Raw genomic sequence first — 20,802 nt, 5'->3', positions numbered from 1 at the left:
TTCGCCCTACCCCATAGGCCCCGGCTTCAGCGCATGGGTCAGCGTCGCCCCGGCCTCGTAGTAGGCGCCGCGCAGCCCGATGAAGCGCTCGGCGTAGCCGTCGATCGCCGCCACCGGCAGCCCGGTCTCGCGCCCCTCGAGCAGCGCCACGGCAGCGGCGGTGCCAAAAACCGTCCCCGGCGCGATGCCGCGGCCGGAGTAGCCGAAAATCGACAGCGCCGAAGGCCCGAAGCGCACCACCTTGGGTACATGGTCACTGGTCATCGCGATCCGCCCCTGCCAGGCATGCTCGAAGGGCACATCCGCCAGTTCGGGATAGACCTGCGCCAGCTTGCGCCGCGCCCATCCCGCATGCACGCTACCGCCCGGCCCCTCGGCGTCGCCCATGGCGCCGAGGATCATGCGCCCGGCCTGATCCATGCGGAAAGAGGACATAACCAGCGCCGTATCCCAACAGCCCTCGCCCCCCCGGCAGGATCCGCGCGCGCATCTCTTCCGGCAAAGGCGCGGTGGCGAACTGGCTGTAGTGCACCGCGACGTAAGACGGGCGGAACGGGTCCGAGAAACCCTCGTGATAGGCATTGGTCGCCATCAGCACGGCCCCGGCCCGGACCCGGTGGCCGCCCGCGCGGACCTCCCAGCCGTTGCCCGAGCGCGACAGCCCTGTGACCTTCGTGCTCCCATGCAGCCTTGCGCCCGCCGCCTGCGCGGCCCGCGCCAACCCGCGGCAATAGGCCAGCGGCTGCACCGTGCCCGCGCGCGGATCGAGCAGCGCACCGTGAAAGGCCTCGGACCCGGTGCGCCGCGCGGTTTCGGCAGCGTCGAGAAGTTGCACCGGCGCACCGACCCGGTTGCCCTGCCGGTGGCGCGAAGCGAGATCCTCCGCCCCCGAGGCCGCATGCGCGAGGTGCAGCGTGCCGTTCCGCGTCGCCTCGCAGGCGATCCCCTCGCGTTCGATCAGCCCGAAGACCCGCGCCGGGGCCCCGCCCAGAACCTCGATCAGCCGCCGCCCCTCGGTCTCGCCCATCTGCGCGAGGATCTGGTCCGGCGGCAGCCAGAGCCCGGCGTTGACCAGCCCGACGTTCCGTCCCGAGCCCCCATGGCCGATCTCCCGCGCCTCGAGCAGCGCCACGCTGGCGCCGCGGCGCGCCGCTTCGAGCGCCGCCGCGCAGCCGGTGAAGCCGCCGCCGATCACCGCCAGTTCGACATCGAGATCACCGTCGAGCGGAGGCGCCACGACCGCTTCGGAGACGCTGGCATGCCAGAGGTTGCCCTTGGGGAATTCTTCCATGTTTTCAGCCCGGTCCTCGTGGCCTCTTTGGCCGCGGGGCCATTCTTGGCCAGAGCCTCCGCCGGCGTCCAGTGCCGTTTGCGCATGGGCCGACACGCGCGGCGCATGGTGGCCCGGGCGGCGCAGGATGGGGCTCCGCCCCGCCCGGCGCTGCGCGCCGAGCTCCCCGGGATATTTGCGCCTAGAAGAAAAGGCGGGCGCGGGCCTCTTGCAGGCATCAACATCGTGGCCGGAGGCGGTCCGAGCTTGGTAGGGTGGCGCCCCTCTGGCAGGTGCTCAGCCTGCGAGCAGCCCGGCCAATGGCAGAAGCGCGAGGAGAAAGCCGAGGTTGCCCCAGCCGCTGTCCTCCTGCGTGTCGTCGTCCGCTGCAGGCGGCTCGGCATCTTCGGATTCGGCCAGATCGATCAGGGGCAGGACCGCCTCGGGCGCGGTGTCGCCAGCCTCGGCATCGATCCCGGCAAGGATCGGGGCGAAAGCCTCGGTCGGGGCCACGTCCCGGATCACCACCTGCAGGATTTCGTGGGGTGCGAGGGCGACCTCGAGCAGCCCGTCCCCGTAGAGCTCCCCCGGGTCGCGCGTTTCGAGCCTCGGCGTGGCGCCTGCATCGCCGGGAAGCTCCCCTTCGGCAACGCCGAGCAGGGTGATCTCCATTCCGGCAAAGCCGGTCAGAAGGCCGGACAGATCGAGGTCGGTGACGCCGACTTCCCCCGCGTGAGAAGTGACGTAAAGCACAAGATCCCCCGCACCTGCGAAGCCGTGCACGTCGAGCCCCGCATCCTGCGCCTCGGTGCCGCTGGCGCCGCCCGGGGTGAAATCGAGCAGTGCCTTGCCGGGAAGCGCCGCGGCCATCATGGCGAACATCTCGCCGGGCACGGTGATCGCTTCAAAGCTGACCCCCGTCGAAAGCGCGTTCGCGGTGTTCTGGATCAGTGGCCAGACATGGGCCTGGTCCACGCCCGCCTCGAGGAACTCCTCGACGATCTCCAGCATCTCCTGCGCCTGCAGCAGCCCATAGTCCGACTCCGCATCGAGGTTGTCCGAGGATTTGAGGTTCCATTCAGTGACATGCACCTCGAGATGTTCGAACCCCTCCTGCGCGAGCCATGTGTCGTGGATCGTGTCGAGATCGTAGGACCGGCTGTCCTCGGTGCCGCGTGCGTAGACATGGGCGATCACCCCGTCGAGCGCCTCCTGCTGCGCCTCGGTCTCGAAACCCATGCGAACGAGCGCGTTGGTAACCTCGGACCAGTTCACCTCGCCATTGCCGCGAATATTGGCCCCGGTGAGCCCGGCCCCCGGATAGGTCTGCGCCAGGTCGGCGATGATCTCCTCGGCCTCCCAGCCCGCGTAGCCGTCGGAGATCCTCGAAACCCCGTAGTTCTGGCCCATCTGTGCCAGCACGCGGATCTCGCTTGTGTCGGTCCCCATCACCTCGGCCACCAGCGCCAGCTCGTCGGCGATGATCTCGGCCATCCGCGCCGCCAGCCGGCCATATTCCACCGCCGTCATCTCGCCCGACCCCCAGTACTCGTTGCCGATCTCCAGCGCGGCAATCTCCGCCTCGCCGTAGGTGCCGGATGCAAGGTCGTGCACGAAGTCGCGGAGCACCTCCTCGTCGATCTGCGGCAGGCGATTGCCGGTCGCGTCCACCGCACCCGACAGTTGGTCGCGGGTCGGCAGCACGAGGGTCACCGCGTGGCCCGCCTGACCTGCATAGGCCATGAACTCCGACAGCGGGATGAAGGCGGTCTCGGCCCCGGTTTCAGCGTGGCTCGCGGTGGCGGCATCGGGCTCGGCGAGATCGAAATAGTATTCCGTGAGGGAGCCGCCCGGGTAGCGCAGCCCGGTGACATTGAGCGCCGCGATCGCCTCGGCATAAGAGCCTTCGCCGGTCATCGCCGTGCGGGGCGCGAGGATGTTGCCGCCAAAGAGCGCCGCCCCGGCGGGCACGCCGGTCACGGTGACATCCGCTGGCAGGGCAAGGGGCATGCCGTCCTCCGGGTGGCGGCGCGGGGGGGAGCGGGAAACCGGGGAACTGGCGCTGGACCGGCCGGGGCCGGGTACGGAAAGGCTCTGGCGGATCCACAAGCGGACCACCGTGCAGCACTCGTCTCAAGCGTCGAAACAGGGGAGGCCGCGAAATCCGCGGCGCGGTCGTGATCGGAAATATCTCAATGAAAGTGGCTTACGCGGCGCGAAACCCACCTGCGCCCTGCCTTCGACGGTAGATAGCCACCTCCCTCCGCGCAAGCGCGATCCCCCGGTCCATGGGAGAATGGGCGGGGTTCTGCCGGAGGCCCGGGCCGGGTGGTGCGGCAAAAGAAACGCGCGGCGACAGGGGTCTGCCGCCGCGCGCGTCATGCATTGGGTGCCGGGCGCCCCCGGCCGACGCTCAGAGGATGCGCTCGCCGGTGCCGGGGTTGAAGTAGGAGACCTTGCCGAGATCGAAGGCGAAAGTATGCGCCGCGCCCGGGGCCGCCGCGGTCTCCGCATGGAGCCGCGCGGTGATCTGCTTGCCGCCGAGCGTGGTCATCACGTAGGTATCCGCGCCCGCGGGCTCGACGATCTCGACCTTGCACTGCGCCTGCTGCACCGACTCGCCCGAGCGGTAGCCGGGCTCCGAGATGTCCTCGGGGCGCAGGCCGAGGATGACGTCCTCGGGCAGGTTGGTGGCGCGGGTGTCGGTCAGCACGATCGGCTCGGCGCCGTCGCGGGCGATCTCAAGCTTGGTGCCGACGCCATTGGCGCGCGCTTTGGCCGGGATCAGGTTCATCGCCGGCGAGCCCATGAAGTCCGCGACGAAGAGGTTTGCAGGCTTGTTGTAGATCTCGGCCGGGGTGCCGATCTGCTGGATCACGCCGCCCTTCATGACGACGATCTTGGTGGCCAGCGTCATCGCCTCGATCTGGTCGTGGGTCACGTAGACCATCGACGCGCCGAGCCGCTGGTGCAGCGACTTGATCTCGGTGCGCATCTCGACCCGCAGCTTGGCGTCGAGGTTCGACAGCGGCTCGTCGAACAGGAACAGCTTGGGATCGCGCACCAGCGCCCGGCCCATGGCCACACGCTGCCGCTGGCCGCCCGAAAGCTGGCCGGGACGGCGCTTGAGCAGCGGCTCGATCTGCAGCTGGCGAGCAACCTCGGCGAGCTTGCGGTCCTGCGTCGCCTGGTCGACGCCGCGCACCTTCATGCCGAAGGTGATGTTCTTGGCGACGCTCATCGTCGGGTAGAGCGCGTAGGACTGGAACACCATGGCGATGTCGCGGTCCTTGGGCGAGACATGGGTCATGTCCTCGCCGCCGATCTTCAGCGTGCCGCCGGTGATCGGTTCGAGCCCGGCGATGCAGTTGAGCAGCGTGGACTTGCCGCAGCCCGAGGGGCCGACGAGCACGAGGAAATCGCCCGGTTCGATCGAGACGTTGATGTCCTTGAGGATCTCGGTCGCGCCGTAGTTCTTGTAGAGGTGCTGGATATCGAGGATCGGAGCCATGGGGATCATCCTTTGACGGATCCGGCGGTCAGACCGCGGATGAAGTATTTGCCGGCGACGACGTAGACGAGGAGGGTCGGCAGCGCGGCGATGATCGCGGCGGCCATGTCGACGTTGTATTCCTTCACGCCCGTCGTCGAGTTGACGATGTTGTTGAGCGCCACGGTCACCGGCTGGGTGCCGGCCGAGCTGAAGGAGACACCGAAGAGGAAGTCGTTCCAGATCTGGGTGAACTGCCAGATCACGCTGACCACGATGATCGGGATGCTGAGCGGCAGAAAGATCGACCAGAAGATGCGCAGGAAGCCCGCGCCGTCGACCTTGGCCGCTTTCACCAGCTCCTGCGGGATCGTGACGTAGTAGTTGCGGAAGAACAGCGTAGTGAAACCGATGCCGTAGATGACGTGCACGAAGACGAGGCCCGGAATGGTGCCCGCGATGCCCATCAGGCCGAGCAGCCGCGCCATGGGCAGCAACACCACCTGGAACGGGATGAAGCAGCCGAAGAGCATCAGCGCGAAGATGATGTTCGCGCCCTTGAAGCGCCATTGCGCGATCACATAGCCGTTCACCGCCCCCAGCAGGGTCGAGATCAGCACCCCGGGCACGGCGATCAGCACCGAGTTCCAGAAGTAGGGACGCACGCCCTCGCATTGGATGCCGGTGCAGGCGCCGGACCAGGCCTTGGCCCAGGCGTCGAATGTGACTTCGCGCGGAAGCGCGACGAGATCGCCCGTGCGGATCTCCTCGAGGCTCTTGAGCGAGGTGGTGAGCATCACGAAGAGCGGCATCAGGTAGTAGACCGCGAAGAGGCCGAGGATCAGGTAGAGTCCCCAGCGCAGCGCGGTCTTCATGCCCGCGCCCTGCGAGCGGGCCGCCGCGGCGGCAGTGGGCGTTGCGGAGACATCAGTCATTTTTTCGCCCTCAGTTCGGAATAGAGATAGGGCACCACGATGATGAAGATCACCATCATCATGATCATCGCCGAGCTGGCCGCCTGGCCGACGTCGCCGCGCGAGAAGGCCATCGCGTACATGTAGGTGGCCGGCAGGTCGGTGGCATAGCCGGGGCCGCCGCCGGTCAGCGCGATCACCAGGTCGAAGCTCTTGATGGCGAGGTGCGCCAGCACGATGAAGGCCGACAGGAAGATCGGCGCCATTGAGGGGATGATGATCGCGGTGTAGACGCGCCAGGTCGGGATGCCGTCGATCTGCGCCGCGCGGATGATCTCGGTATCGACCGAGCGCAGCCCGGCGAGAAAGAGCGCCATGACAAAGCCCGAGCTCTGCCAGATCGCCGCCATCACCACCGTGTAGATGGCCATGTCCGGGTTCACCAGCCAGTCGAACTTGAAGTTCTCGAACCCCCAGCCCTGCACCATGGCCTGCACGCCGAGGCCCGGGTTCAGGATCCATTTCCACGCGGTGCCGGTGACGATCATCGACAGCGCCATGGGGTAGAGGTAGATCGTGCGGATCGCGCCCTCGACGCGGATCTGCTGGTCGAGCAGGATGGCGAGGATCAGCCCCAGCACCAGCGAGATGACGATGAACATGCCCCCGAAGATGTAGAGGTTGTTCATTGCCGTGTCCCAGCGCGGGGAGGCAAAGAGCCGGTCGTATTGGATGAAGCCGTCGATCTCGTAGCGCGGCATCAGCTTGGAGCGGGTGAGCGACACCCAGGCGGTCCAGCCGATGAAGCCGTAGACGAAGATCAGGACCGCGATGAAGCTGGGCGCCAGCACGATCTTCGGCAAATGGGTTTCGAACCATTTGGCCATGGTGTTCTCCTTTGACGGGCCCGCCCCGTGAGACGGGCCCGCTTGGGTTTGGTCGAAGACCGGGGACGATTACATCGAGTTCGCGACAGCGTCCGCGAGCATCTTCACCGCGTCCTCGGAGCTCATGTCCGAGTTGAAATGCGCCGTCACCACGTCGGTGATCGCGCCGGACTGCGCGCCGCGCAGTGCCATGCCGTGGGCGTAGGAGGGCAGCAGCGAGCCGTTCTCGGCGCTGGCCTTCATGTCCTCGGAGGATTTGACCGCGCAGTCGTCGAACTCGTCGAGCGAGACGTCGGTGCGGACCGGGATCGAGCCCTTGTTGAGGTTGAACACCTTCTGGAAGTTCGGGCCGACGATCAGCTTGGCGAGCAGTTCCTGCCCGGCCTTCTTGTCGTCGCCATCGACGTCGAACATCGCGAAGCTGTCGACGTTGTAGAGGTAGCCCTCGCCCGGGGTCGCGGCGCAGAGGAAGTCCTCGCCCGGCACCTTGCCGGCGGCCAGGAATTCGCCCTTGGCCCAGTCGCCCATGATCTGGAAGGCGGCTTCGCCGTTCATCACCATCGCAGTCGCGAGGTTCCAGTCACGGCCCGAGAAGTTGTCGTCGACGTAGCCGCGCAGGATGCGCATCTCGTCGAACACCTTGACCATCGTGTCCGAGGTCAGCGCGTCCTGGTCAAGATCCACGAGTGCCTTCTGGAAGAACTCGGGGCCGCCGAGGCCGAGCACAACGGTCTCGAAGACGGTGGCGTCCTGCCAGGATTGGCCGCCGTGCGCCAGGGGGATGACGCCCGCCGCCTTCAGCTTCTCGGCTGCGGCGTTGAACTCGTCCCAGGTGGTCGGCATCTCGATGCCGTTGGCGTCCAGAACCGACTTGTTGGCCCAGATCCAGTCAACGCGGTGCACGTTCACCGGCGCGGCGCACCAGGAGCCTTCGCACTTCATGTGCTCGGCGATCTGTGCGGGCAGCACGTCGGCCCAGCCCTCGGCTTCGGCAACCGAAGAGATGTCGGCGAGAACGCCCTCTTCGTACCATTCCTGGATCGCCGGACCCTTGAGCTGCACGGCGGTCGGCGCGTTGCCCGACAGGACGCGGGCGCGCAGCGCGGTCATCGCGGCGTCACCGCCGCCACCGGCGACCGGCATGTCGGTCCAGGTGCCGCCGTTTTCCGAGAACTCTTCCTGCAGGACGGCGACGGCCTTTGCCTCGCCACCGGCGGTCCACCAGTGCAGAACCTCGGCCTGCGGCTCGGCATGCGCCACGCCGGCAACCGTCAGGGCGAGCGCGGAGATCGCCGCTTTTGCGGTATATTTCATATCGGTATTCCTCCCATACGTGCCGCCCCCTTGGACGGCGGTGGGCGAAATCCTGCGCTTTGGCCCCGCGGGTCGGCAAGTCCTTACCCCACGCCGCTGCGCAGCATCCCTTCAGAAATCCCGGCAATCTGTTACAGGCTGTTACAGCACGATTGCCAAGACTGCCGGACCGGGGAAAAACTCCGCGCCGGACCCCGCCGCGAGGAGAGACGTGTGACCATCTCAAGACTGCTGGTCGTCGACGATGATTCCGAGATGCGCAGCATGATGACACAGTTCCTGCAAAGACAGGGATTCATCGCGCATGGCGCGCAGAACTTGGCCGAAATCACCACCGCCATGGAGGCCGGGCGGATCGACCTCATTCTGCTCGACGTCATGCTCGGCGACGAGAGCGGGCTCGAGATCTGCGCCCAGCTGCGCCGCGAGCAGGACGTGCCGATCATCATGGTCTCGGCACTCTCTGCCGATCATCAGCGCATGGCGGGCTACGAGGTCGGCGCGGATGACTACATCGCCAAGCCCTTCAACCCCGAGCTGATGGTGGCGCAGGTGCGCGCGGTGCTGGCCCGCACCCGCCGCACCGCCTCGCTGGCCCACCGCCGCCGCACGCAGGCCTTTCGCTTCGCCGGCTGGCGGTACGACGCCAAGCGCGAGGAGGTGACCTCGCCCGAGGGTTTCCAGGTGGCGCTGTCGCGGCGCGAGACCATGCTGCTGCAGGCGCTGCTGGCCAATCCCTTCATCCCGCTCACCCGAGAAGAGATCGCCGCGGCGCTCGACGTCACCGGCGAGGGCGGCACCGAGGACGCGCAAGGCCGGGCCATCGACGTGCTGGTCGGGCGGTTGCGCTCGAAGATCGAGAAGACGCCGAAGGAGCCGCAGATGCTGCGCACCGAGCGCGGCGTTGGCTACGTGTTCGCGGTGGATGTGACCACCGAGGAGACATGACCGAGGCCACAGGCCCCGGCGGCCCGAGCCTGCGCTTCTCGGGCACGCTGCTGATCCTCGCCGCGGCGCTGACCGGGGTGGTGATCACCGGCATGTGGAGCCTGTCGCAGACCCGCTGGACAACGCATCTCGACCGCGCCGAGCGGGCGGGTCTCCTGCTCTATGGCACCCTCGCCCGGGGACTGGCCCCGCCCGAGGGTGTCAGCCTCGCCCCGCTGGAGCCCGCCGACGCCGAGCGCGCCGAGCAAGGCAGTTTCGCGCAGCTCTCGGCCCTGCCAAGGCCCGCCTATGTCACCCTCGCCCCCATCCTGCCCGACGGCACCGGTGGCCCCGGGCTGCAGCTCGCCGTGATCTCGGACGGGTTGCAATACCGCATCGCCGAGTTGCCCTCGCGCCCCGGCCAGCGCCCCGAGGAGACGCTCGGCCAGCTTACCCGGCTGATGGCGCGCTACTGCAGTCACCCGCAGATCATCGCCCGCCCGGACGCAGGCGACTGGCTGCGCGTCGAAGCGCCCGGTGTCTGGGGGTGCGAGGCCGCCCCCGCCGATCTGCGCCTGCCCGCCATCGGCCTGTCGCTGCTGGCGCTCGGGGTGATCTTCACGCTGGTCACCGGCACCGCCGCCCGCTTCACCGAGTTCGCCGCCGCCCTCGCCGCACGCCGCCGCCTCGGCGGACCCGAGAGCTACGAGGCCACGGGCCCCGCCGAGCTTCGCGCCATCGTCGGCGCGGTGAACACCTACCTCGAGGCCGAGCGCGAACAGCTCGCCAAGCGCGCGGTGGTGCTCTCGGGGGTCAGCCACGACCTTGGCACGCCTGCGACCCGGCTGCGGCTGCGCTCGGCGCTGATCGAGGACGACGCGCTGCGGGCCCGGTTCGAGGCCGACATCGACCAGATGACCGCGATCATCGAAAGCGCCCTGACCTACACCCGCGCCGAGCTGAACGTCGAAGCGCCGCGCGAGCTGTCGCTCTCGGCACTGGTCGAGGCGCTGGTGGACGATTACCGCGACATGGGCCAGCCGGTGAGCCTCGCCGCCGTCGAGCCCATGGTGCTGCGCGGCGGGCAGTCGCTCTTCACGTCGCGGCGCGGCACGCAGGTGATCGAGGGCGCGCATCGGGTCATCGTCACCGCCCGCCCGGTTTCGATCCAGCGCGCCGTGTCAAACCTCGTGGACAACGCGCTGAAATACGGGCGCAGCGCTCGGTTGCGGCTCGAGGCCAGTGCCGAGACCGCCACGATCACCGTCGAGGACGAGAGCGGCATGCGCTCCACCGAAGAGATCGAGGCGCTGATGGCCCCCTTCCGCCGCGGCGCCAACGCCCGCTCGAGCGACGGCATCGGGTTGGGGCTGAGTATCGTGTCGACCATCGCCATCATGCACGGCGGCGATCTGCACTTCGAGACGGCGCCGCACGGTCTGCGCGCGGTTCTCACCATCCGGCGAGGTTGAGCCGCCCGAGCTGATAACGCGCGGAAATTTGCCAGTTCGGGATTGCGCCCTACTCCTTAAAGGGACGTGGCCGCGAGCCCCCGCAGCGCGACCCGCCGTGAAACTGAACGGGAACCTCTCATGTCCTATCGAACCGGCCTGACCGTCATGATGGTCTCGGCGCTGGTCGCGCTCGGCTGCGGCCTCTACGCCTATTTCGCCCCACTCACCGGCGTGACCGGGGCCTGGGGTCCGCTTGCAGGCGCCTTCGGTGCGTTCTGCCTGCTGCTCGGAGCGGCCCTGATGGTGCGCGCCCGGGGCCGCGGCCTGCGCGTCTTCCTGCTGCTGCTGCTTGCCCTCGGCCTGCTGCTCACCGCCTTTGCCACCTTCCTGATGCACCAATGGGTGATGCTGGCCGCGCTTGGCATCTGCGCGCTCGGCTGGATCGCCGCGCTCTCCGGCCCGGAAGGAGCCTACGCATGACCCCTCTCCTCCGCAGCACCGCCCTGCTCGCGCTGCTCGCCGGCCCCGCCTTCGCACAGCAGGCAGACACGCCGACACCCCCAGCCCAGCCCGAAAGCGCCGCGCCTGAAACCGAGACCCCCGAGACCCCGCCGCCCGGTGCAACGGCAACGGAGGACGGCCCCGCAACACCGGCCCCCGAGGCGCAGGACGACAGCGAGCCCGAGCCCAACGCCGAGACGATCACCGTGGAAGTGCCCGCCGCGCGCCCCTCGTCCGATGCCAAGGTCCCCACACCCGGCACCGGATGGCCCAGCTTCCACGGGCAGGTCTCGGGCGCGAAATACTCGCCGCTCGACCAGATCACCCCGGAAAACGTCGGCGACATGGAACTGGCCTGGCGGGTCGAGACCGGCGACGTCTCGGACGGCTCGGGCGATCTGCCCGCAACCGTCTGGTCCGCCACCCCGATCTACGCCAACGGCATGCTCTACATCGGCACACCCTTTTACCGGGTGCTGGCGCTCGACCCCTCTACCGGCGAGGAAGTCTGGTCCTTCGACAGCCAGTCCAAGCTCGAAGCCCTCACGCAGCCCGCGCTCAAGAACCGCGGTGTCGCCTATTGGGAGGCCGCCGAGCCGCAGGAGGGCGCGGCCTGCCAGAAGATCGTCTATCTCGGCACCATGGATGCGCGGCTCTTTGCCATGGACGCGGACACCGGCAAGCCCTGCGAGGATTTCGCCGATGGCGGCGTGCTCGACGTCAACCAGTGGAATACCGTCAACGACCGCTGGCCGCTGTCGCTGCTGCAGCCGCCGACCATCGTCGGCGACCACGTGATCATCGGCTGGGCGGGCAATGACTGGGATTGGGCCGAGGCGCCTCCGGGCTCGGTCTTCTCGGTCAACGCGCAGTCGGGCGAGCTGGAATGGACCTTCGACACCATCCCCGAGAGCATCCGCGAAAAGACCGGCACCGCCAACGTCTGGACCGCGATGAGCGCCGACGAGGAGCGCGGCATCGTCTACCTGCCCGTGGCCTCGCCCTCGCCCAACTACTGGGGCGGCAACCGCACCGAGGACATCCCCTATGCCACCTCGACCACCGCGCTCGACGTGAACACCGGCGAGGTAATCTGGTCGCGGCAATGGGTGCATCACGACATCTGGGATTATGACATCAACTCCGCCCCCACCCTGATGGACATCACCGTCAATGGCGAGGAGATCCCGGCGTTGATGCAGGCCACCAAGATGGGCTTTCTCTTCGTGGTGAACCGCGAAACCGGCGAGGACGTCTGGCCGATCGAGGAACGCCCTGTCCCCGCGGGGACAGTCGAGGGCGAGCGCTACGCGCCGACCCAGCCCTTCCCCACGATCCCCAAGCCGCTGCTCGACCAGTCGCGCCTGCCGGACGTGTGGAAACTGGCCGATCTCGCTTCTTTCGGCGAATGCTCTGAGCTCTGGAGCAAGCTGACCTACGACGGCATGTATACCGCGCCGACCACCGAGGGCGAAGGCGCTGGCGCCTATCCGAACTCGGCGGGCGTGGTGCAATGGGGCGGCGTCGGCTTCGACCCCGAGCACCAGATCGCCGTGGTGAACCTCAGCCACGTCGTTCAGCACATCAAGCTATGGTCGCGCGAGGACTACGAGGCCGCGAACGGGCAGGCCGGCGTCGGCGAGAGCGGCTTCCACCCGCAGACCGGCGCTCCCTACGGCATGTCGCTGCAGAGCGCGATGAACCGCTGGGGCATGCCCTGCTGGGAGCCCCCCTTCGGCGAGATCATGGCGCTCGACATGACCACCGGCGAAACGCTCTGGCGCAAACCCTTCGGCATGTCGCAGCGCTACGGCTTCTACATGCCCGAGGCCTGGGGCTCCCCGACGATCGGCGGCCCTGCGATCACCGCCGGCGGGCTGATCTTCATCGGCGGCACGATGGACGGCATGGTCCGCGCCTACGACCTGCAGAGCGGCGAAGAGCTGTGGAGCGACCTGACCGAGGCGCCCTCGGTCTCGAACCCGGCCATCTATGAGCATGACGGGCACGAATATGTCGCCTTCATCTCGGGCGGCAACTCGATCCTGAAGCCCTCGGTGGGCGACATGATCTCGGTCTACCGCCTGCCGCTCTGAGCGCGGCGCCCGCCCGGAGCACTGTCTGGGCGGGCACACCAGCGTTGCGCCGATGCCGGGCGGGGCGCATCCTGCGCCGAAGCCCGACAGACGCGAGCGCACCCATGCCCCGGCCATATACGATTTCCTGCCATTGCGGCCGCTTCCGCGCCGAAGTGCACGCCGAACCCGAGGATATCCTCGAGTGCAACTGTTCGACCTGCGCCCGCACAGGGTTTCTGCGCTGGCTCCTGCCTCTCGAGGCGGTGACCCTGCAGACCGAAAGCATACGGCTGGCCACCTACCTCTGGCGCGACGCCCATGGCGGCCACCACTTCTGCCCCGAGTGCGGTGTTGCCGTGCTGCGCAGCGGTTGGGGGGGACCGGATCGCCGTCAACGCCCGCTGCATCGAGGGCCTCGACGTCTTCACGCTGCGGACCCGGCGCTACGACGGGCGCTGCGACATGCCGCCCGGCTCCACCCGCTGAGCCTTCGGCGCGGCACCGCCGATCGCCGGATCCGCCCGCTGGCGGCGAATCCCGGCCCGCGTTACGCTGCATCGCAGAATTTCTCCCTTCCCCGGAGGCTTTTTGCATTTCCATGACGACATCAAAATCCAACGAATCCAACAAGCTGATCCTCGACGTGGCGCTGCAGGGTGGCGGTGCACACGGGGCCTTCACCTGGGGCGTGCTCGACGCGCTCCTCGAGGAGGAACGCCTTGAAATCGGCGCGCTTTCCGGCGCCAGCGCCGGGGCGATGAACGCCATCGTCGTGGCCTCGGGCATCGCCACCGGCGGGCGCGAGGGCGGGCGCGCGGCCCTTCGCCGGTTCTGGACCTCGGTCAATGCCGCGGCGCGCGAGGCGACGCCGGTGTTCCAGATGCTCGAGACCTTCCCTGGGCTCTTCGCCGCTTCCGCCGCCTGGTGGCAGATGGTCAGCGGCGGTCAGGTCACCGTCTCGTCGCGCCCCTGGCAGGGCCGCGCCGCGCAGATGGCCCTGCGCGAGCTGATCGCAGAGCAGGTGGATTTCGACGCGCTGAAGCGCGAAGGTGCGCCGCAGCTCTTCGTGTCGGCAACCAATGCCCGCAGCGGCGGCGCGCGCATCTTCCGCAACGACGAGATCAGCCCCGACGTGGCCATCGCTTCGGCCTGCCTGCCGATGAGCTTCCCGCCTGTAACCATCGACGGGGTCGATTACTGGGACGGCGGCTATGCCGCCAACCCGCCCATCGCCGCCCTCGTGCGCTTCACCCCGCAGGCCGACCTGCTGCTGGTCACCATCAACCCCGCCCGCCGCACCTTCACCGCGCGCTCGCCCGAAGAGATCACCGAACGGGTCAGCGAGATGGTCTTCAACCAGGCGCTGCTCACCGAATTGCGCGGCATCGCCATCATCCAGGACGCGCTGATCGAGCACATGAAGTCGCATGAGGGCGACAGCAGCTCGGACCTGCTGCGCGACCTGCACGAGCTGCGTTTCCACGAGATCCACGACGAGGCGAGCCTGTCCGTGCTCGACCCCCATACCAAGATGTACCCGGCGCTCGACATGCTGCTCGAATTGCATGAAACCGGGCGCGCCGCGGCGACGGGCTGGCTGAAGGAGAACTTCCAGCATCTCGGCAAACGGGGCACGGCGAAACTCAGGGAGCGCTACCTGAACGAGATGCTGCAGACCTGAGCCAACCGCGCCTGTAGGTAACGCTCGACGCAAGCGCCTGTTTCGCGCTAGGATTTCTCCCAAGCGACGGCAAAGACCCGCGACGGAAGGGAAAACGGCGGCGCGCAGGTACCGGTCGGAAGCTCCGACCGGCGCGCGCGAGTTGCGCCGCGTTCACCCCAACCGGACGGGTCCGATTGAAGTGGGTGCGTCCGATGCGTTTTCTTGAAGTCCTTCTTTTTGTCATTCTCCTGCTTGTCACCTTCGTCTTCGGGATGAAGCTGATCTTCCCCCTGCCCGACCGGAATTTTGCCGAGAGGCAGCTGCAGCTGCCGCCTGACTCAGAAGGAGAGCTTGGCCGGATCATCGCCCCGATCACCGCCGCGCACGCGGGGCAGAGCGGGGTGCTTCCGCTTGCCGACGGGCGTGACGCCTTTGCCGCGCGGGTGCTTCTGGCGCGGGCGGCGCAACAGTCGATCGACGCGCAATACTACATCTGGCAGGACGACACGACGGGACTGATCCTGCTCGACGAGCTGCGCGCCGCCGCCGAACGGGGCGTGCGGGTGCGGCTGCTGGTGGACGACAACGGCATCCCCGGGCTCGATGCCCTGCTCGCAGAGCTCGACGCCATGCCGAGCGCCGACGTGCGCATCTTCAACCCCTTCACCCTGCGCAATCCCAAGCTCGCCTCCTATCTCTTCGATTTCAGCCGCCTGAACCGGCGGATGCACAACAAGTCGATGACCGTGGACGGGATCGCCACCGTGGTCGGCGGGCGCAACATCGGGGACATCTACTTCGAATACGGCGAGGGCACGCATTTCTTCGACGTCGACGCGCTGGCGCTGGGGCCGATCGTCGGCGACGTCTCGACCTCCTTCGACCGCTACTGGAACAGCGCCTCTGCCTATGACGCCGACCTGCTGCTGGATCCCGTCGTCGCCCCGGCGCTGGCCGAGGCCGGGAAGGAAGCGCGCGGCTCCTCGGTCGGCAATGGCTATCTGAAGGTGGTGGCAGAAAGCCGGCTCGTTTCGGGGTTGAAAGGCGGGGCGCTGGATCTGGAATGGGGCACCGCCGAGCTGATCGTCGACGATCCCGCCAAGGGGTTGGGCCGTGCCACCGTCAAGAGCAAGATCGCCGAGCGAATGTTCGACCTCGTCGGCGGGGTGGAAAGCCAGCTCGACCTGGTCTCGGCCTATTTCATCCCCGGCGAGCGCGGCACCGAGGCGCTGATCACCCTCGCCCGCAAGGGGGCGCGGGTCCGGGTGTTGACCAACGCGCTGGAGGCCACCGACGTGATGCCGGTGCATGCCGCCTACATGCGCTACCGCGAGCCGCTGCTCGCAGGCGGAGTCACGCTCTACGAGCTGCGCGCCATGCGCGAGGAGCACGTGAAGCGATCCCTGCCCGAAGTGCTTTCGGGCTCGGCCTCGGGGCTGCATGCCAAGGTCTTCGGGATCGACGGCAAGCGGGCCTTCATCGGCTCGTTCAACCTCGACCCGCGCTCGGCCCAGATCAACACCGAGATGGGCATCCTGATCGACAGCCCGACCATCGCCGCCTCGCTTTCCGAGCAACTCGACACGCCCCGCTACGCCTATCACGTGACGCTGGACGACGCCGGAGATCTGGTCTGGACCAACACCCCCGAGGTCGGCCCTCCGCTGGTCTTCCATCACGAGCCCAACACCGGGCTGCTGAAGCGCGGCCTGACCCATGTCATCGGCTGGCTGCCGGTGGAATGGATGCTCTGAGCCCGCGGTTGCGGCGGGCCGCGGCTTGCGACATGTTTCCGGCAAGGTGCCGGTACGGCACCGAAACGAAGCGACGGAGTCCCCCGCCATGACCCAGCCCTGCATCATCTGCGTTGCCATCACCGGCTCGCTGCCCACCAAGGCGGACAACCCCGCCGTGCCGATCACCGTGGTCGAGCAGGTCGAGTCAACGCAGGAAGCCTTCGAGGCCGGAGCCACCATCGCCCATTGCCACGTGCGCGACGACGAGGGGAAGCCGACCTCCGACCCCGAGCGCTTCGCCGCGCTGAAGGAAGGGATCGAGAAACACTGCCCCGGAATGATCGTGCAGCTCTCGACCGGTGGCCGCTCGGGCGCGGGCAAGACCCGCGGCGGCATGCTGTCGCTGCGACCGGACATGGCCTCGCTCTCGGTAGGGTCGAACAACTTCCCGACCCGCGTCTACGAGAACCCGCCGGACCTGGTGGAATGGCTCGCCTCAGAGATGAAGACCTACGGCATCAAGCCCGAGATCGAGGCGTTCGATCTGTCGCACATCTACCAGGCCAAAGCGATGGCCGACCGCGGCGAGTTGGTGGGCACGCCCTATGTGCAGTTCGTCATGGGGGTGAAGAACTCGATGCCCGCAGTAAAGCGGGTGTTCGACTATTACGTCGAGACGGTGAAGGTGCTCTTCGGAGAGGATGCCCCGTGGTGCGCCGCCGGGATCGGCCGGCACCAGATCGAACTGAACGACTGGGCCGCCGCCGCGGGCGGGCACCTGCGCACCGGGCTCGAGGACAACATCCGCCTCGACAAGGACAGGCTTGCACCGTCCAATGCCGCGCTGGTGGCCCGGGCGGTCGAGGTGGCGCAGAAGCACGGTCGCTCCATCGCCACCCCCGCCGAAGCCCGCGCGCTGCTGGGGCTGCGCGCGGCCTGAACCCTCACTCGGCTGCGGTCGGCTCCGGCCGCAGCCCGCCGGAGGTGCTCTCCTCGCTCACCGGGCCGTGGCCGAACTCCTCGAGGCCCGGTCGCGTGCCGATCGAGATATGCTCGATGTCTTCGGCGTTGAAGCCGCGGATGATCGCCGGGATCATCATGCTCACCAGCACGAAGATCGGCAGGCCCACGACGGTGATCACCTGCTGCAGCGCGGTGAGACCCGCATCCCCTGCCAGCACGATCAGCATCGCTGCCACGACCCCTTCGGCCGCGCCCCAGAACACCCGCTGATGCACCGGGCCGGGCGTGGCTGTGCCGGTGCAGAGCATGTCCACTACCAGCGAGGCCGAGTCCGAGGAGGTGGCGAAGAAGATCGCCACGATCACCACCGCAAAGCCCTGGATGAAAGTGGTGAAGGGGAAGTGTTCGAAGAAGGCGAACATCGCCAGCGGCACGCTGTCGGCGACGGCGCGGCTGATCTCGCCCGCGCTGTCCCCCATCGCCTCGCGTGCGGCGAGGCCCAGCCCGTCAAAGTCCATTGCCTGCCAGCCAAAGATGGCGAACCAGATCAGGGTGAAAAGCGAGGGCGCCAGGAGCACGCCGAAGACAAACTCGCGCACCGTGCGCCCGCGCGAGATTCGCGCCACGAAGAGCCCGATGAAGGGCGACCAGGTGACGGTCCAGGCCCAGTAGAACACCGTCCAGCTGCCCTGCCAGCCCCAGCCGTCGGTGCTGGGGTTCTCATTGGCCAGCATGTCGTTCCAGAACGCCAGACGCGGCAGGTTCGACAGGTAAAGCCCGAAGGTCTCCACGATGCCGCGCAGCAGGAAAAGCGTCGAGCCGCAGACCAGGACGAAGATCATCAGCGCCACGGCCATGGCGATGTTAAGGTTCGAGAGCATCTTCACGCCCTTGTCGAGCCCGGCGACAATCGAGCCCACGGCCACGATGGTCAGAACGGTCAGGATCATCACCTTCACGAAGGCGCCGTCGCCGGTGCCGAAGAGCGCGTCGAGACCCGCGGCGATCTGGCTAGAGCCCAGGCCGAGCGAGACTGCCACGCCGAAGAGCGTGCCGAGGATCGAGGCGATGTCGATGGCCTTGCCGATGGGACCGTGGATGCCCTCGCCCAGCAGCGGGTAGAACACCGAGCTCACCCGTACCGGCAGATCGTAGCGGTTGATGAAATAGGCAAATGCCAGCCCCGGCAGGGTGAAGATCGTCCAGGTGTGCAGCCCGAGGTGGTAGATCGCGATGGAGATCGCGTCCTTGGCGGCCTCCTCGGTGTAGGGCTCGACCCCCGGCAGCGGCGGGGTGGAAAAATGGCTGATCGGCTCGGCCACGCCCCAGAACATCAGCACCGTGCCGATGCCGCCCGCGAAGAGCATGGTGAACCACGAGAGGTTCGAATAGACCGGCCGCTCCCCCTTGCGGCCCAGCCGGATGTGCCCGTGGCGCGACATGGCGGCCCAGATCAGGAAGCCCAGCCAGACGTTCACCCCCAGCACGAAGAACCAGCCGAGGTTGGTCACGATCCAGCTTCGCCCGGCAGCAAAGGCGTCACCTATGGCTTCGGGGAAGATCACCAGCGCGAGAACGAAGACGATGGTGAAACCGGCGGAGATGAAGAAGATCGTCGGATCGGTACGCAGTCCGAGACGGCGGGCAAGCTGTTCCAATGGCTCAAACCTATGTGTATTTCCGTGTGGGCTCCCTTTCGAACCGATGAGTTCCGCGATGGTTCCGATATTTGCAGCCTGCCGCTGGCGCGGGACGGACAGCAAAACGCCGGCCCCGCATGGGACCGGCGTTTCTTACCTTCTCACATAGAGGCGTCTCAGAGGTCGATCAGCACCGTCTTCGTCCGACGGTTGGCGAGATAGGCCTCGCGCCCGAGGTCCTTGCCGAGCCCGCTCGCCTTCCAGCCGCCGGTCGGAAGGATGTGGTCGCGGGTGCGGCCGTAGCGGTTGACCCAGACGGTGCCCGCCTCGAGGTCGCGCGTCAGGCGCAGCGCGCGCGACAGATCGCAGGTGAAGAGCCCGGCCGCCAGACCGTAGGTCGGATGGCTGGCGAGTTGCATGGCCTGTTCTTCCGTCTCGAAGGTCTGGAAGGTCGCCACCGGGCCGAAGATCTCCTCGCGCACCGCCGGATTCGTCTCGTCGACGCCGCCAATTAGGGTGGGCCGATAGAAGGCGCCCTCGTGTTCGAAGCGCCCGCCGCCGCAGATCAGTTCCGCGCCTTGATGGGTCGCGGCCTGCACGATGCTGTCGATGCGCTGAAGCTGCTTTTCCGAGATGATCGGCGAGAAGCCCGCCTCGGCGTTATGGGTCGCCGACGGGGTGATCTTGGCAAACCGCTCCGACAGCTTGGCCGCCAGCTCATCGGCAACGCTGGCCTCGACGATCATCCGCGAGCCGGCAACGCAGAACTGCCCCGCGTTGGGGATGATGCCGGTGACCAGCGCGTCGGCGGTCACGTCGAGGTCGGCGTCGGCGAAGACCACCATCGGGCTCTTGCCGCCGAGCTCCAGCGTCATCGGCTTGATGCCGGTGCGGGCGATGTTCTCCATGATCGCGGCCCCGGCGCGGGTCGAGCCGGTGAACGAGACCTTGTCGATGCCCGCATGGCCGGTGATCGCGGCACCGGTGGTCGGCCCGTCCCCCAGAACCACGTTGATCAGCCCCGCCGGGAGCCCCGCCTTCACCGCCAACTCGGCAAGGTAGAGCGTAGTGTAAGGGGTCATCTCCGAGGGTTTCAGCACCACCGCGTTGCCTGCCGACAGCGCCGGGCCGAGCTTCCAGGCGGCCATCGAGATCGGGAAGTTCCACGGGGTGATCGCCCCGATCACGCCGTAGGGGTGGTCCGAGATGAAGCCGAACTGGCTGTCCGCCGTCGGCACCAGCGTGCCCGCCTCCTTGTCGGCGAACTCGGCGAAGAACTTGATCTGCTCGGCGGTCACCATCACGTCCCCGGCCAGCGCCGCGGCATAGGGCCGCGAGGAGCAGATCGCCTCGAGCTTGGCCAGCGTTTCGGCCTCGCGTTCGATCAACTCGGCCCAGGCATAGAGCGCGCGCAGCCGGGCACGCGGCTGCAGCCCGGCCCAGCCCGAGGTCTCGAGCGCCTTGCGGGCGTTCACCACCGCGCGGTCGACCAGAGCCGCATCGGCGCAGGGGATGGCGCCGAGCAGCTTGCCGGTGGAGGGTGAGCGCAGTTCCAGCGCGTCGTCACCCGAGACGTATTCGCCGCCAATGAAATGCTGGTTCGGCAGGGTCAGCCTGTCGGGATCGAAAGCGATGGTCATGTGGCACCTCATGTTGGTCTTGTGCGCTTCGTGTCGTTGGCAGGACGCGCCGCGCAGCATTCCAGCCGCCGCGGGGCAGCGTCGCGACCGAAGGTTCTGCAAAAGTCTTAGCGAGGAGAATTTTTGCTGGCCAGTGCCGGCTTCCGCGCCTCGCCACCGGCCGCTGGCCGCACGTTGCGTAAGGCTCGATTTCCGGGCAGTTTTCCGCCCCCTCGGCGCCCCGACACCCGTCCCGCGGCGGACATGCTGCCCAACTCGTAGACACGGACGAAGGTGCGGATATTGTCGAGGTAGGACATTGTTCGGTAAATCTTGAAACTGCTTG

At 67.6% G+C, this 20,802-nt stretch carries 15 protein-coding genes and 3 pseudogenes; 9 read left to right on the top strand and 9 right to left on the bottom strand.

Annotated features, from left to right (window positions below; all coding sequences use genetic code 11):
- Positions 1–6 precede the first annotated feature (6 nt).
- From CLG85_RS21300 to CLG85_RS21275, 6 genes and pseudogenes are all read right to left on the bottom strand, one after another.
- A pseudogene (locus tag CLG85_RS21300) lies at positions 7–1,291 on the bottom strand (NAD(P)/FAD-dependent oxidoreductase).
- A gap of 276 nt (positions 1,292–1,567) precedes the next feature.
- On the bottom strand, positions 1,568–3,280 hold the full coding sequence (locus CLG85_RS21295; protein ID WP_095883536.1) for a type I secretion protein: 1,713 nt from the start codon (positions 3,278–3,280) through the stop codon (positions 1,568–1,570).
- Positions 3,281–3,683: 403 nt separating this feature from the next.
- On the bottom strand, positions 3,684–4,781 hold the full coding sequence (locus tag CLG85_RS21290) for an ABC transporter ATP-binding protein (RefSeq protein ID WP_095883537.1): 1,098 nt from the start codon (positions 4,779–4,781) through the stop codon (positions 3,684–3,686).
- Between the two features lie 5 nt (positions 4,782–4,786).
- The gene (locus tag CLG85_RS21285; RefSeq protein WP_095883538.1) at positions 4,787–5,695 is read right to left on the bottom strand and encodes a carbohydrate ABC transporter permease; all 909 of its coding nucleotides are present in this window, start codon (positions 5,693–5,695) and stop codon (positions 4,787–4,789) included.
- Complete coding sequence (locus tag CLG85_RS21280) at positions 5,692–6,561, bottom strand: carbohydrate ABC transporter permease (protein WP_260349964.1); 870 nt, start codon at positions 6,559–6,561, stop codon at positions 5,692–5,694. Before CLG85_RS21280 ends, CLG85_RS21285 begins: the two co-directional genes overlap by 4 nt.
- 69 nt (positions 6,562–6,630) lie before the next feature.
- Entirely contained in the window at positions 6,631–7,875 is a 1,245-nt protein-coding gene (locus tag CLG85_RS21275; protein ID WP_095883540.1) for an ABC transporter substrate-binding protein, read from the bottom strand.
- 213 nt (positions 7,876–8,088) lie between these two features.
- Here CLG85_RS21275 and CLG85_RS21270 point away from each other — a divergent pair, with 213 nt between their 5' ends.
- The 9 genes and pseudogenes from CLG85_RS21270 (at position 8,089) to CLG85_RS21235 (ending at position 17,174) form a co-directional block, all read left to right on the top strand.
- Positions 8,089–8,823, top strand: coding sequence for a response regulator transcription factor (locus CLG85_RS21270; protein ID WP_095883541.1), 735 nt, complete (start codon positions 8,089–8,091; stop codon positions 8,821–8,823).
- A complete protein-coding gene (locus tag CLG85_RS21265) occupies positions 8,820–10,274 on the top strand; it encodes a sensor histidine kinase (RefSeq protein ID WP_260349963.1) in 1,455 nt (484 codons plus the stop codon). Before CLG85_RS21270 ends, CLG85_RS21265 begins: the two co-directional genes overlap by 4 nt.
- A 120-nt stretch (positions 10,275–10,394) precedes the next feature.
- Positions 10,395–10,736, top strand: coding sequence for a hypothetical protein (locus CLG85_RS21260; protein WP_224850073.1), 342 nt, complete (start codon positions 10,395–10,397; stop codon positions 10,734–10,736).
- Positions 10,733–12,853, top strand: coding sequence for a pyrroloquinoline quinone-dependent dehydrogenase (locus tag CLG85_RS21255; protein WP_176476561.1), 2,121 nt, complete (start codon positions 10,733–10,735; stop codon positions 12,851–12,853). Before CLG85_RS21260 ends, CLG85_RS21255 begins: the two co-directional genes overlap by 4 nt.
- 104 nt (positions 12,854–12,957) lie before the next feature.
- Positions 12,958–13,140, top strand: a pseudogene (locus CLG85_RS28025) (GFA family protein); the annotation flags it as partial.
- Positions 13,141–13,186: 46 nt separating this feature from the next.
- The gene (locus CLG85_RS21250; protein ID WP_260349962.1) at positions 13,187–13,321 is read left to right on the top strand and encodes a hypothetical protein; all 135 of its coding nucleotides are present in this window, start codon (positions 13,187–13,189) and stop codon (positions 13,319–13,321) included.
- Positions 13,322–13,433: 112 nt separating this feature from the next.
- Positions 13,434–14,516 (top strand): patatin-like phospholipase family protein, encoded by a 1,083-nt coding sequence (locus CLG85_RS21245; protein WP_095881873.1) that lies wholly within the window; start codon positions 13,434–13,436, stop codon positions 14,514–14,516.
- 194 nt (positions 14,517–14,710) lie between these two features.
- On the top strand, positions 14,711–16,252 hold the full coding sequence (locus CLG85_RS21240) for a phospholipase D family protein (protein ID WP_095881872.1): 1,542 nt from the start codon (positions 14,711–14,713) through the stop codon (positions 16,250–16,252).
- Positions 16,253–16,340: 88 nt separating this feature from the next.
- Entirely contained in the window at positions 16,341–17,174 is an 834-nt protein-coding gene (locus CLG85_RS21235) for a 3-oxoadipate:acetyl-CoA acetyltransferase (RefSeq protein WP_260349961.1), read from the top strand.
- A gap of 4 nt (positions 17,175–17,178) precedes the next feature.
- Here CLG85_RS21235 and CLG85_RS21230 read toward each other — a convergent pair whose 3' ends face one another.
- From CLG85_RS21230 to CLG85_RS27870, 3 genes and pseudogenes are all read right to left on the bottom strand, one after another.
- Positions 17,179–18,855 (bottom strand): BCCT family transporter, encoded by a 1,677-nt coding sequence (locus CLG85_RS21230; protein WP_095883583.1) that lies wholly within the window; start codon positions 18,853–18,855, stop codon positions 17,179–17,181.
- 158 nt (positions 18,856–19,013) lie between these two features.
- Complete coding sequence (locus CLG85_RS21225) at positions 19,014–20,477, bottom strand: aldehyde dehydrogenase family protein (RefSeq protein WP_095883582.1); 1,464 nt, start codon at positions 20,475–20,477, stop codon at positions 19,014–19,016.
- 227 nt (positions 20,478–20,704) lie between these two features.
- Positions 20,705–20,776, bottom strand: a pseudogene (locus CLG85_RS27870) (LysR family transcriptional regulator); the annotation flags it as partial.
- Positions 20,777–20,802: the final 26 nt, after the last annotated feature.

This window comes from Alloyangia mangrovi (genome assembly GCF_002300555.2).
Lineage (GTDB): Bacteria > Pseudomonadota > Alphaproteobacteria > Rhodobacterales > Rhodobacteraceae > Salipiger > Salipiger mangrovi.
The sequence above is the reverse complement of the archived record's forward strand: the minus strand, read 5'-3'. Positions and strand labels throughout refer to the sequence as shown.

Excerpts from the sequence above, each read along its gene's own strand:
- CLG85_RS21295 (WP_095883536.1), bottom strand. The coding sequence starts at position 3,280 with ATGCCCCTTGCCCTGCCAGCGGATGTCACCGTGACCGGCGTGCCCGCC.
- CLG85_RS21290 (WP_095883537.1), bottom strand. The coding sequence starts at position 4,781 with ATGGCTCCGATCCTCGATATCCAGCACCTCTACAAGAACTACGGCGCG.
- CLG85_RS21285 (WP_095883538.1), bottom strand. The coding sequence starts at position 5,695 with ATGACTGATGTCTCCGCAACGCCCACTGCCGCCGCGGCGGCCCGCTCG.
- CLG85_RS21280 (WP_260349964.1), bottom strand. The coding sequence starts at position 6,561 with ATGGCCAAATGGTTCGAAACCCATTTGCCGAAGATCGTGCTGGCGCCC.
- CLG85_RS21275 (WP_095883540.1), bottom strand. The coding sequence starts at position 7,875 with ATGAAATATACCGCAAAAGCGGCGATCTCCGCGCTCGCCCTGACGGTT.
- CLG85_RS21265 (WP_260349963.1), top strand. The coding sequence starts at position 8,820 with ATGACCGAGGCCACAGGCCCCGGCGGCCCGAGCCTGCGCTTCTCGGGC.
- CLG85_RS21260 (WP_224850073.1), top strand. The coding sequence starts at position 10,395 with ATGTCCTATCGAACCGGCCTGACCGTCATGATGGTCTCGGCGCTGGTC.
- CLG85_RS21255 (WP_176476561.1), top strand. The coding sequence starts at position 10,733 with ATGACCCCTCTCCTCCGCAGCACCGCCCTGCTCGCGCTGCTCGCCGGC.
- CLG85_RS21245 (WP_095881873.1), top strand. The coding sequence starts at position 13,434 with ATGACGACATCAAAATCCAACGAATCCAACAAGCTGATCCTCGACGTG.
- CLG85_RS21240 (WP_095881872.1), top strand. The coding sequence starts at position 14,711 with ATGCGTTTTCTTGAAGTCCTTCTTTTTGTCATTCTCCTGCTTGTCACC.
- CLG85_RS21235 (WP_260349961.1), top strand. The coding sequence starts at position 16,341 with ATGACCCAGCCCTGCATCATCTGCGTTGCCATCACCGGCTCGCTGCCC.
- CLG85_RS21225 (WP_095883582.1), bottom strand. The coding sequence starts at position 20,477 with ATGACCATCGCTTTCGATCCCGACAGGCTGACCCTGCCGAACCAGCAT.